Source organism: Jannaschia sp. L-14R (genome assembly GCF_056857695.1).
Window position 1 is genome coordinate 95,986 of sequence record NZ_JBSXNP010000007.1, and the last position, 12,880, is coordinate 108,865.

At 60.6% G+C, this 12,880-nt stretch carries 9 protein-coding genes; 7 read left to right on the forward strand and 2 right to left on the reverse strand.

Annotated elements, in window-relative coordinates; genetic code table 11:
• The first annotated feature begins 45 nt into the window (after positions 1-45).
• Both AC13C2_RS02135 and AC13C2_RS02140 read left to right on the forward strand, forming a co-directional pair.
• Positions 46-501, forward strand: a complete 456-nt coding sequence (locus AC13C2_RS02135) for an Lrp/AsnC family transcriptional regulator (protein ID WP_092760824.1) — start codon at positions 46-48, stop codon at positions 499-501.
• A gap of 48 nt (positions 502-549) precedes the next feature.
• Positions 550-2,469, forward strand: coding sequence for a cation:proton antiporter domain-containing protein (locus AC13C2_RS02140; protein WP_092760822.1), 1,920 nt, complete (start codon positions 550-552; stop codon positions 2,467-2,469).
• On the opposite strand, the gene AC13C2_RS02145 is transcribed toward AC13C2_RS02140, so the two are convergent.
• Positions 2,444-3,517 (reverse strand): FUSC family protein, encoded by a 1,074-nt coding sequence (locus AC13C2_RS02145; protein ID WP_482885796.1) that lies wholly within the window; start codon positions 3,515-3,517, stop codon positions 2,444-2,446. The two genes, AC13C2_RS02140 and AC13C2_RS02145, sit on opposite strands and share 26 nt — an antisense overlap.
• Before the next feature lie 65 nt (positions 3,518-3,582).
• On the reverse strand, positions 3,583-5,010 hold the full coding sequence (locus tag AC13C2_RS02150; RefSeq protein ID WP_092760818.1) for a Glu/Leu/Phe/Val family dehydrogenase: 1,428 nt from the start codon (positions 5,008-5,010) through the stop codon (positions 3,583-3,585).
• A 233-nt stretch (positions 5,011-5,243) separates the two neighbouring features.
• Between AC13C2_RS02150 and AC13C2_RS02155 the strand changes: the two genes are divergently transcribed.
• The 5 genes from AC13C2_RS02155 (at position 5,244) to rpoD (ending at position 12,687) form a co-directional block, all read left to right on the forward strand.
• Positions 5,244-7,133, forward strand: coding sequence for a pilus assembly protein TadG-related protein (locus AC13C2_RS02155; RefSeq protein ID WP_482885797.1), 1,890 nt, complete (start codon positions 5,244-5,246; stop codon positions 7,131-7,133).
• Positions 7,130-7,753, forward strand: a complete 624-nt coding sequence (locus AC13C2_RS02160) for a TadE/TadG family type IV pilus assembly protein (RefSeq protein WP_092760813.1) — start codon at positions 7,130-7,132, stop codon at positions 7,751-7,753. The genes AC13C2_RS02155 and AC13C2_RS02160 overlap by 4 nt, the downstream gene beginning before the upstream one ends.
• A gap of 11 nt (positions 7,754-7,764) precedes the next feature.
• Positions 7,765-8,430, forward strand: coding sequence for a TadE/TadG family type IV pilus assembly protein (locus AC13C2_RS02165; protein WP_482885798.1), 666 nt, complete (start codon positions 7,765-7,767; stop codon positions 8,428-8,430).
• 193 nt (positions 8,431-8,623) lie between these two features.
• Positions 8,624-10,606, forward strand: a complete 1,983-nt coding sequence (gene dnaG, locus AC13C2_RS02170) for a DNA primase (RefSeq protein WP_092761289.1) — start codon at positions 8,624-8,626, stop codon at positions 10,604-10,606.
• An 83-nt stretch (positions 10,607-10,689) separates the two neighbouring features.
• A complete protein-coding gene (gene rpoD, locus AC13C2_RS02175) occupies positions 10,690-12,687 on the forward strand; it encodes an RNA polymerase sigma factor RpoD (protein WP_482885799.1) in 1,998 nt (665 codons plus the stop codon).
• Positions 12,688-12,880: the final 193 nt, after the last annotated feature.

Below are 12,880 nucleotides of genomic sequence, written 5' to 3' on the forward strand. Positions count from 1 at the left end.
CTTAACTTTTGGGGACGCGATAAACGCGCACCCTTGAGGCTAGCCGTGCTTGATGAAACCGACCGCCATCTTCTTCGTCTTGTTCAGCGCGATGCAACACTTACGGCAGACGCGCTTGGTCGCGCCCTGAACCTGTCGCCCAGTCAGGCGGGACGGCGGCGCGCCCGACTGGAAACGGACGGTCTGATCCGGGCCACGGTCGCCCGGCTCGACCCATTCAAACTGGATCTGAATGTGCAGGCCTTCGTTCAGGTCCAGATGGCGAGCCACGCCCCGGACCGCGCCCGTGCGTTTCTGCGTTTGCTGGAGACAGAACCGCGCGTCGTGTCGGTCTGGACGATGACGGGCGAGGCGGATTATCTGCTGCGCGTCTGGTGCCACGACCTGACGGCGCTGAACGATCTCATCCACTGTGTCCTGCTGCCGCATGATGCCGTGGCCCGCGTTCAAAGCCAGATCGTCATGGACCAACCCAAGCGGGATGGCCCCCTGCCCGTCTGACGCCAACACTGCGTTGCCCGACAGGGCAGTGTGGCCTAGACCCGTGACATGGAATCCTTTCTCTTTCAGGCGGCGATATATCTGGGTGCGGCAACGCTCTGCGTGCCGCTTGCCGTACGATTCGGGCTGGGCTCCGTTCTTGGCTATCTGGTCGCAGGCATCCTGATCGGCCCGGTCACCGGCCTCGTCGGGTCCGAGACCGTGACATTGCAGCATTTCGCGGAATTCGGCGTCGTCATGATGCTTTTCGTAATCGGGCTGGAACTTGAGCCCCGCGCCCTCTGGGAGATGCGGGTCCGATTGCTCGGGCTGGGTCTGGGTCAGGTCTTGCTGACGACCGGCCTCGTGACGGTGACAGCGGCATGGTTCGGCCTGCAGCTTCCCGTCGCAATCGCGATCGGCATGGTGTTTGCACTGTCGTCCACGGCAATCGTCATGCAGACGCTCGATGAAAAGGCCCTGACCTCAACCCGAGGCGGACGCTCGACCTTTTCCGTCCTGTTGACGCAAGACATCGTTGTCATCCCGATGTTGGCCATCATGCCCCTGTTGGCGATCGATTATGGATCGGCGGCCACAGGCAAAGCGGAAACTGAAGGTGAGCCGGCGGCGGTTGGTGACGGCGAAAGTGCCACGATGGTCGCCGATGTCACATCCTGGGTCGACGCCCTGCCCGGTTGGGGGGTCGGCCTGCTGACGATAGGCGCGGTCGCGGTCATTATTCTGGGCGGCACATTCCTGACGCGGCCGGTTTTCAACTTCGCCGGTCGCGCGCGCCTGCGCGAAATGCACACCGTAGTGACGCTTCTGTTCGTGATCGGTGTCGCAGTCATGATGTCGCTGATCGGGCTTTCTCCCGCGCTCGGTACATTTCTCGCTGGTGTTGTGCTGGCCAATTCCGAATTTCGCCACGAGCTGGAGGCGGATATCGAGCCGTTCAAAGGGCTTCTGCTTGGATTGTTCTTTATAACCGTAGGGGCAGGCATCAGCTTTGAAACCTTCGCTTCGGCCCCTCTGATCGTCCTGGGGATCGTTCTGGGCGTAATGTTGGTCAAAGGCGCGATCCTGTATGTTCTGGCTCTCGTTTTCCGCGTGAAGGGGCGAGACCGCATCCTCTTTACACTCAGCCTTGCGCAGGCGGGGGAATTCGGGTTCGTTCTGGTGTCGGTCGGGGTCCAGGATGGCGTCTTCACGGACAGAGTGTCATCCATCCTGCTGCTGGCAGTAGCCCTGTCGATGCTGCTGACTCCGTTTCTGTTCATCGTCTATGAAAAACTTGCCGCACGACAACCCGCAGGCGAGGACGTTCCTGACGATAAAATCGACGAACGGGCCGAAGTTATCATCGCCGGAGTCGGGCGGTTCGGTCAGGTCGTTCATCGCATGCTTCAGGGCGCGGGGCTCCGCACGGTGGTTCTGGACCGGGATATCGAAACGATCCAGTTGCTTCGCCAGTTCGGAATCAAGACTTATATGGGCGACCCGACCAGACCCGAATTGCTGGAAGCTGCTGGACTGAAAACCGCGAAGATTCTGGTTGTAGCAGTCGACAGCAGGGCAGACGCGGTCAAGCTGGTCAAGCTGGCGAAAAAGGCTAACCCCGAAATACATATCGTCGCACGCGCCTATGACAGGGTGCATGTCTACGAGTTGTATCGGGCTGGTGCCGATCAGATCGTTCGCGAAATGTTCGACAGCTCCCTGCGGGTCGGGCGATATGTTCTCGAACAGATGGGCTGGTCGGAAACCGAGGCCCATGAAGCGCGCGAAACTTTTTTCCGTCATGACCGAGAGGCGATGCTGAACCTTGCAAAGGTCTGGAAACCAGGTGTGTCGATCAAGGATAACCCCGAGTATACCGAACAGGCCCGCGCCTATAACAAGGATCTGGAAAGCGCCCTGTTGACTCGTTTCGGCGAAGACCCGGCTACAGCCGATGCTCTTACAGGGAACGGCGACGCAACCTGACCCTTTCGGCCCAGGTCGGCGTTTGATGAGTTGGATCGGGTTGTGAATCGGCCACCCCCCGCATCTGATCAAGTAGCGTTCCGAACGCGAACGCAATGACTTCAGCCTGATCGCCACCCCTCGCGTCCGTCATGGTGGCGTCCCGGCACGTTGTTACGACACGGTCGATGGCTTTTGACAGGTTGCTGATCTGGTCATGTATCAATTCGCCGTCGGCCAAGGCATCCAGAACGTCTCCGCCGAGTTTCGAAATAGGAGCGAGCGGTTCCTCTAAAGGCGTTTGCCTCAGGTCCTCCGTACGCTGCATGATCGAATTGAGCAGCCAGATCGCATCGGACGCCGCATCAGCAGCCTGCAGGCGTTGCGTCATGGCACCGTGATCAGCCATCTTGGCGGCCTCGTTTACTTCGCGGGCGGAGCGCAGACTGTCGCGGGCGGCTTGGTGCCCCTTGATGTCTGTATCCGGTTTCTCCTGCGGGGCCTTTTCCGAAACGTTGCGCATGGCGTCTGCCATATGGCGCAGGGCCGCCGACAGATGACGTTCGAACCGGGCGGTTGCGGTATCCGGCCAGATCGTCGCCGACACGATCAGACCTGTAGCCACGCCCAGCGCGATAGCAACAAGGCGCGTGATGGACGCCGTGGTCAGGTCTTCTGTATCGGCGATAGACAGGGCGACCGCGGCGACGACTCCATATGACCACTCCGGTTTGAGCTGGGCAAAGGCGTTTATGATCAGCATCGTGAAAAGAAGCGCGAATGCCGTGCCGAAGCCCGTGGGCAAGACGATCAGGCTGACCAATCCGATCAGCGACCCGATGACCGATGCCGCGATCCGCGTGCGTGCGGCATCTATCGTACCCCCGACACTGGGTTGCAGGATCAGAACGGCCGAAAGTATTGCCACAAAGGCCTCGTCCGAACCGATTGCCCGGATAACGATATAAGAAACCATGGCGGCAATCGCGCTCTGGATTGACAGGCGGGCCGCATCGCGAAGCGTTGCATTATCGTAGTCCAGCCCCATTCGGGACAGAAATCGGGACACTATACGAAAAATCTGCATGGTCCTGAACGCGCGTCCTTCGCCGGGGTTCCGGACGCGCGCTCAGATCAGAGGCCCTTGGCCTGATAGCTTGCCGCAATCCGGCCGATCGAGACGATAAAGCCCGCTGTCCGGAGGTCGGGAACCGCATCGCGGGAATGCCAGACTTCGCGCATCGCGCCGTAGGCCGCGCGCATCGTATCGTCGAGACCGGATCGAACGAGTTCCAGTTCACCCGCGCCCCGCAGGTAGTTCTTCTTGAAGTCGTCCGAGAGCGTCCAGGCCACCTCCTTGTTTTTCGACAGCCGCTCCAGCTCATTCACCAGCACATGATGTCGGGCTTCCTCCGCGCGGCGCTGCATTCGACCGAAGCGGATATGGCTCAGGTTCTTGACCCACTCGAAATAGCTGACCGTGACACCGCCAGCATTGGCGTAAAGATCGGGGATGATGACGCAGCCGCGTTTCTGCAATATGTCGTTCGCCCCGGCTGTGACCGGACCGTTCGCCGCCTCGATGATCAGCGGCGCCTTGATGCGGTCGGCGTTCCCTTCGTCGATCACTCCTTCCAGCGCCGCCGGGATCAGGATGTCGCAGTCGATTTCCAGCAACTTGGCACCATCGGGCTCATATGTAGCGCCGGGGAAGCCTTTCACGCCGCCGTTTTCACGAATGTGCAGATGCACCATGTCGACATCGAGGCCGGCTTCATCATGAATCGCGCCGTCGCGCTCGATGATGGCGATGATCTTGGCCCCATCCTCCCGCGACAGGAAGCTGGCGGCATGGAAGCCCACGTTGCCCAGACCCTGAACCACGACTCGCTTGCCGTCGAGCGTGCCGGTCAGGCCCGCGATCTTCATGTCATCGGGGTGACGGAAAAATTCCCGCAGCGCATATTGCACACCCCGGCCCGTCGCTTCGGTCCGACCGGCGATGCCGCCCGCATTCAGCGGTTTGCCGGTAACGCAGGCATTTCCGTTGATGTCCGTGGTCTTCATGCGTTTGTACTGATCGGCGATCCAGGCCATCTCGCGCTCGCCGGTTCCCATGTCGGGGGCGGGGACGTTCTGACTGGGGTTGATGAGGTCGCGCTTGATCAGCTCATAGGCGAACCGTCGGGTGATCTGCTCCAGCTCATGCGGTTCCCATTGGGTCGGGTCGATGCACAACCCCCCTTTGGACCCGCCGAATGGCGTTTCGACCAGCGCGCACTTGTAGGTCATCAGCGCGGCAAGGGCCTCGACCTCATCCTGGTGGACGGCCAGCGAATAGCGGATGCCGCCCTTCACGGGTTCCATATGTTCGGAGTGGACGGAGCGATATCCGGTAAAGGTGTGGATCGCGCCCCGCAGGCGCACCCCAAAGCGAACGGTATAGGTCGCGTTGCACACCCTGATCTTCTCGACCAGCCCGGGACCAAGGTCCATCATACCGACAGCCCGGTCGTACATCGCGTTAACAGAGGCGCTGAAGCCCCCTTGTTGGGTAACCATTGTGTCGTATCCTCCGAAGCTGCGGTGCGTGTGCGCAAAGTTCCATGACCCACGATAGAGGCTGGATCGGGAAACGACACCTCCATTAGGGCAAGATCATATAAATCCTATGAACAATGCCTTGCTTTTTCCTCATTCACGCCCGGCAGACACCCTGATCGGGGTCAATAAAAAGCGGCGCGACTCAGTTTTGTCGCATCTCGTTAACCGTATTAATTTGAGTGGTATCTGCCGTGATCCGCGATTATGAAAACCCGCCCCGACCAGCCGCTGCCAAGGCTGCCCTCGCCTTCGGAAAGCGCGAGGACGGCAGTTTGACGATCTTCGGATTGATGGTTTTCATGTTGATGATGGTCGGCGGCGGGATCGCCCTCGACATCATGCGCTCGGAGTTGAAACGGACCGAGCTGCAATATGCGGTCGACCGCGCAGCGCTCGCTTCGGCTGGCCTTGACCAGAACCGTGATGCGGAAGCCATCGTGAAAGACTACATCCGGGCGGCAGGCATTGACGAAGAAAGCGTCGAGGTGACGTCCACAGTCCAATCCGATGCCCGCACGGTGGAGGTCACCGGCTCGGCGGACGTGAATAGCCTCTTCATGGACCTTCTGGGCGTGGAAACCCTTCGTCAGCCGGTGCGATCGGTTGCCCTCGAGCGGCGGACCGAACTGGAACTGTCACTGGTCGTGGATATCTCCGGTTCGATGGGGGGCGCCAAGATCGAAACCCTGCGCACCGCCGCGTCGGACTTCGTGGCCGAACTTCTGCGCGGTCGCACCGATCTGACGTCAATTTCCCTCGTGCCCTACAATGACCGGGTGAATGCCGGGTCGCTGGTCGGTGGTGTCTTCGACCTGACCGAAGAGCATCCGTTCTCGAACTGCGTCGTTTTTTCGGATGCGGAATATCGTCGCCTGGATCAGCCCAATGGCTTTCCGTTGCAGCGGATGGGCCATTTCGACTTCCGGACGAGCTACCGCTCGGGGAACTCGCCCGGTCTGGTCGAAAACCCGAACTGCCGCACGGATGAATATGGTGCGATCCTGCCTTGGTCCAACAACGTGACCGAGCTTCAGAACCGTATTTCGGCCCTGCAAGCCGGCAGCTGGACCGCAATGGATCTGGGTGTGAAATGGGGCAGCCTGCTTCTCGACCCTTCGTCGCGCGATGAACTTGCTACCCTGAGCATTGACCCGGACGTCTCCGACGCAGAGCGGGTGAACGCCAACTTCGTCGGACGTCCGGTCGACTATAATACCGATGGCACGCATAAGGTGCTGGTGGTGATGACCGATGGCGTCAACACTCAGCAGTGGGATCTGAAACCCTCCCGCAAAACCGGCGCTTCGGGCATCTATGTCTATCGCGAGCCGCTGTCCGTTGTCTGCGAGAATTACCGTGCCAATGCGACGGTCTACAGTAACGGCAGCCGATCCGACGGCATCTGGCCCGAGGATGTGGCCCTGTGCGAAGGCTGGGTCGATGCCGGTCGCCCCGACCCGGCGGACAACACTCCATTCAATCTCAGCGTGCTGGGTCAGACAATCAGCCTGAACCTGTTCGGTTTGAACGGCAGCGGCTGCGGCACGGTCGGAGATCTAAACGAAGCCCTTTGCCAAGCCTATTACGATGACGATCAGGACAACACCTACGCCGTGCGCTTCTCGGTCTACGACCCCGCGGAAAACGAATATTGGATCGACCATCAGAACCGCTACAGAACATCGGTTTATGGTGGCACCGCCGCGCGGCGTCTGGACTGGGCCGAAGTCTTCGGATCGCTGACCATGAGCTATATTGCAAACGACATCATGAGCGGCATGACCTTCAACACCCGCGTCGATTACTTCTATTCATGGGAAACGACCCATGGGCAGAGAGAGGCCGACACCAACCTGTCGAATATCTGCAAGCAGATCAGGGATCAGGGTGTGGTCATCTATACCATCGCCTTCCAGGCGCCATCCGACGGCAAGGCCGCGATGCGCGATTGCGCCGGCGACGGTGACGTCTCGATGGGCGATAACTTCCGGGCCCGCTATTTCGAGGTCGAGAACCTCGATATCGAATCCGCCTTCGATGACGTGCTGGCCTCTGTCTCGCGCCTGCGGTTGGATCAATGACACGGCGCGCCCTCCCCCTTGTCGGGCAATTGGCCCGCGCCTGGGGTACCCTGTCCCGTGCAGTCGTCGGACGCTTCGACAATGCGGCCTGCCCCGGCCAATGCGATGCGGAACGGGGTGCCGCCTCGGTCGAATTCGTCCTTCTTCTGCCCGCATTCCTGATGGTCTTCATCTCATCCTTCGAGGCGTCGATCATGCTGACACGTCAGGTCATGCTGGAGCGCGCGGTGGATATCGTCGTGCGCGACATCCGACTGGACACCGGCAGTACGGTCACCCAGGGACAGGTTCGCGCCAAAGTCTGCAACCGGGCGAAAATTCTGCCCGACTGCAGCGAGAACCTGGTGATCGAAATGACCGAAATCGACCAGATTACCTATTCGACGCCCGATACAGATGCTCCTTGCGTGAACCAACTGACTTCGATCGTGCCGCCGTCGCGCTTTGCCGCCAACCGGACCGGTCGGATGATCCTGCTGCGGGCCTGTTATTCTGTGCTTCCGACATTGCCGCTTTCTGTGATGGCAGGGAACCGCACCTTGGGATCGCATCTGGTGAATGACGAAGACGGATCGTTCCGCATGGTGACGTCGAACGCTTTTGTCGTCGAATCGAATTGAGGATGACGCAGATGAAGACCATTCTTTCGCGCCTCCGGACCGCCACGCGCCACTTTGCACTCGAAGACCGCGCCTCGCTTTCGATCGAAGCCGCGATCATCCTTCCGGTCATCGCCGCACTCTATGTTGCCGGCTACCAGTATTTCGACGGTTACCGCCGTGAATCGCAGATGTTCAAGGCCAGCTATGCTGTTGCGGATATGCTGTCGCGTCGGCTTAGCCTGCTGAGCCCGCAGGATCTGGATGGTCTGGAAAGCGTCTACGAAACGCTGACCTTCTCGGAAGATGCCAGCTATATGCGCTTCACGGAGGTGCGGCGCACCGACGATGGGCTGGAAGTCGTCTGGTCCTATGCGACCGATGGGCAGCCCGCCTTGACGACAACCCGCCTGCAAAGCTTCCTCGACAAGATTCCGCGCCTCGACAAGAACGAGCGCCTCACTCTCGTCGAAGCCTATACTTATGATTCTCCGTTCTTTTCCGTCGGCCTAGAAGATCGGATCATCCCGAACTTCGTACCAATCAGCCAGAGGTACTCGGCCCGTCTGGCCTTTGCGCCCGGCGAGAACCAGGAAGGCAACACCAGCGTCAACAACAACAACCTCGACTGCGGCACGGAAGTTGTGCTGATCGACGGTGTCCCGCTCATCGGTCTTGGAAACTGTACCGCAGGCTGAGGTCTGCGCCACGCGTGCAGTGTCTCGAATGGCGAAACGCCGCCCTCCATTCGGGATCGGGCGGCGTCTGGCGTACCGGTGGGTTTCGTGTTCGCACACGCTCGGGCGACAATCGCCGCCGACGGTCGCCCACAGGTCCATGATCGTGCTGCGCCCTCTCGACTCTGGCAGGTCGCAGGCCGATATTGCGGCAATGCGCCTGCCCGACAGCTTCCTCGACGATCTTCGCAACCGGCTGAGCCTGTCTCATGTCGTCGGGCGCAAGGTGACGTGGGACATGAAGAAGACGAACCAGGCCAAGGGCGACTGGTGGGCCCCCTGCCCGTTTCATCAGGAAAAATCCGCCAGCTTCCACGTCGACGACCAGAAGGGATTCTACTACTGCTTCGGTTGTCAGGCGAAAGGCAACGTCTTCGGCTTCGTGCAGGAGACCGAGAACGTCGGCTTCATGGAAGCTGTCGAAATTCTTGCAGGCGAGGCCGGGATGCCGATGCCCGCGAAAGACCCGAAGGCCGCCCAGAAGGCCGATCTTCGCACCCGTCTGGCCGAGGTTACCGAAGAGGCCGTGAAATGGTTTCGCCTGCAGCTTGAGACGCAGGCCGCCACGGATGCACGCGCCTATCTGGAACGCCGGGGCCTGAACCGCACCACCCTCGACCGCTTCGAGATCGGGTTCGCGCCCGATGCCTCCGACCTGCTGATGAATGCGCTGACCGACAAGGGCATTCCATTCGACCTTATAGAAGGGGCCGGCCTGGCCGTTCCTGCCGAAGATGGCAACGCGGCCCGCGACCGTTTCATCCACCGGATCATCTTTCCGATCCGCGACCCAAGAGGACGCTGCATCGGGTTCGGCGGTCGGGCAATGAACCCGAATGCCAAGGCGAAATACCTGAACTCGCCCGAAACCGTGCTGTTCGACAAGGGGGCCAATCTCTATAATCTCGGACCCGCGCGCACTGCGGCGGGCAAGGGTCAATCCCTTGTCGTGGCCGAGGGTTACATGGACGTCATCGCCCTGTCGCAAGCCGGGTTCGAGGCATCCGTCGCACCGTTGGGCACCGCCGTCACCGAACGTCAGCTGCAGATGCTGTGGCGCGTCACGCCCGAACCGCTGATCGCGCTGGACGGCGACGTGGCCGGACAGCGTGCGGGGCTGCGTGTGGTGGATCTTTCGCTGCCTCTGATCGAAGCGGGTCAATCCCTGCGCTTTGCCATCCTGCCCGAGGGCAAGGACCCGGACGATCTGATCCGCGACGGCGGGCCGAAGGCGATGCAGGCCGTGCTGGACGAGGCCCGGCCCATGCTGTCGCTGCTATGGCACCGCGAAGTGGTCGGCAAGTCCTTCGACAGCCCCGAGCGTCGTGCGATGCTGGACCGCGACCTTCGGGCCGTCGTGCGCCGGATCAAGGACCCCAGCCTGCGACGACATTACGGCGAGGAAATCGCCCGCCTGCGCGCCGAATTGTTCGGACCCGTCGTGCCCCGCGGCGACGGTGGCGGGCTGCGGGGCAACCGCGAATTCGTCTCGACTAAATCCCATGCGCAAAACCGCCCCTTCACGCCCGGCAAACGCTGGCAGCCACCTGCGCAGGCCACGACAACGGCGCGCACCTCGGATCTGGCGGTGGGCAAGACCAGCCCCGACACATTGCTGGAACAGGTCATCCTTGCCGGATTGGCCCTGCATCCGTCGCTGATCGGGGAGTTTTCCGATCTGCTCGAGGCGGGCCATTGGACGCGGGACGAGCATCTTTGGCTGGCTCAGGTATTGATTGCACTGGAGCCGCAAATCGGCGCGGAGGCGGCACGGATCACCATTGACGAACGTCTTGGCCACGAAGCCCTTGAAATACTTCTGGCGCAGCGCCATGTCCGCATCTCGCCTCTGACCCGTACCGATGTGGACGGGGCGCGGATGTGCATTCGGGATGCGCTGGCGCGACTTGATGCGCGGCGGGGGGCCGACCGGGAACGCCGGGAGGCGATCGAGGATTTCGAGGACGGAGCCGATGAGGCAATGACCTGGCGGCTGGCGCAGGCCGGGCGCCTTCGTGACAACAGCCAGCGGATGGCACGGAGTGATGACTTGGACGGGGCGGATGAAGTCGGCCTGTCCACCTACTTGCAGGACCTTCTGGACACGAAGGTTTGGGAAAAAGCTAAGAAAAAGTGATTCGGGGTGCGGCTCCGTGCGATTCGCGCTAGTGATTCGCCAGACGAACCATGAAGAATCACTCCTCTGATCGGAGCGCGGCGATGGCCAAAGATACGGACGACGAAAAGCAACAGGATCCGGATGGCGATCACTCGCTCGATATGAGCCAGGCGGCTGTCAAAAAGATGATCGCCGAGGCCCGCACGCGGGGCTACATCACCTACGATCAACTCAACCAGGTTCTGCCGCCCGAACAGGTATCGTCCGAGCAGATCGAGGATGTGATGTCGATGCTGTCCGAGATGGGCATCAACATCGTCGAGGCCGAGGAAACCGAGGACGAGGACGAGGATGACGATCAGTCTGGCGGGTCCACTGCCGTAGTCGATGCGTCGAAAAAGGGTGGCGACGTTGCCACGACCGAGGGCGGTGCCGAAAAGCTGGACCGGACCGATGATCCCGTGCGGATGTACCTGCGCGAAATGGGGTCTGTCGAATTGCTGTCGCGCGAAGGCGAAATCGCCATCGCCAAGCGGATCGAGGCCGGTCGCAATACTATGATCCTGGGTTTGTGTGAAAGCCCGCTGACCTTTCAAGCGATCACGATCTGGCGGGACGAATTGCTGTCCGAGGATATTCTGCTGCGCGACGTGATCGATCTGGAAACCACATTTGGCGACCAGATGGAGGAGGAGAGCGAGACTGCTGTGGTTGGCACCGCTCCCGTATCTGGGGCAGCTCCGGACGCAGGCGCCAAGCCTGAACTCGATGCCGACGGCAATCCGATTACGGACGCGGATGACGAAGACGACGAAGACGAAGGCGCGAATATGTCGCTGGCCGCGATGGAGGCGGCTTTGAAGCCGCGTGTCCTGGAAACGCTCGACGTGATCGCAAACGACTACATCAAGCTGGCCGAGATGCAGGACCTCCGGATCAGCGCCACGCTGAACGAGGACGATACGTTCTCGAACAAGGCCGAGGACGAGTATCAAAAGCTGCGCTCCGAGATCGTCGAACTGGTCAATGCGCTGCATTTGCACAACAACCGGATCGAAGCCCTGATCGACCAGCTCTACGGGATCAATCGTCGGATCATGTCCATCGACTCGGGCATGGTGAAGCTGGCGGATCAGGCGCGCATCAACCGTCGCGAATTCATCGAGGAATATCGCGGCCATGAACTGGACCCGGGCTGGGTCGATCGCATGACCGAGAAGACCGGGCGCGGCTGGCAGGCCCTGTTCGAGCGGTCGCGCGACAAGGTCGATGAATTGCGCGGCGACATGGCACAGGTTGGTCAATACGTCGGCGTCGACATCAACGAGTTCCGCCGCATCGTGAACCAGGTCCAGAAGGGCGAGAAGGAAGCCCGTCAGGCCAAGAAGGAAATGGTCGAAGCCAACCTGCGTCTCGTGATTTCCATTGCCAAGAAATACACCAATCGCGGCCTGCAATTCCTCGATCTCATTCAGGAAGGCAACATCGGTCTGATGAAGGCCGTCGACAAGTTCGAGTATCGTCGCGGGTACAAGTTCTCGACTTATGCGACGTGGTGGATTCGTCAGGCGATCACGCGCAGCATCGCCGATCAGGCCCGCACGATCCGTATCCCGGTCCACATGATCGAGACGATCAACAAGCTGGTCCGCACCGGCCGCCAGATGCTGCACGAGATCGGTCGCGAACCGACACCCGAAGAACTGGCCGCCAAGCTGCAGATGCCGCTGGAAAAGGTTCGCAAGGTGATGAAGATCGCCAAGGAGCCGATCTCGCTCGAAACGCCGATCGGCGACGAGGAGGACAGCCAGCTTGGAGATTTCATCGAGGACAAGAACGCCGTTCTGCCGCTGGACAGTGCCATTCAGGAAAACCTGAAAGAGACGACGACGCGTGTCTTGGCATCGCTGACCCCGCGCGAGGAACGCGTCCTGCGGATGCGGTTCGGCATTGGTATGAATACCGATCACACCCTGGAAGAGGTCGGCCAGCAGTTCTCGGTGACCCGCGAACGCATCCGTCAGATCGAGGCGAAGGCGCTGCGCAAACTGAAGCATCCGTCGCGGTCGCGCAAACTGCGTTCGTTCCTCGATCAGTAAGTGAAATATGAGCCGCGTGCCGCTCAGGTCATCCTATTACCTGAGCGGCCAGGTCTCTGGTGCCATAGTCGTATCGCGGACGTTGACCGGTGGGCCCGTCACGACCAATGTCTCGGATCGGATGGCCGAGTATTACACGGCTGAAAGCGCTGCAATCGTGGCACGGGTATACGCCAGTGATTTTGCGCGTCTC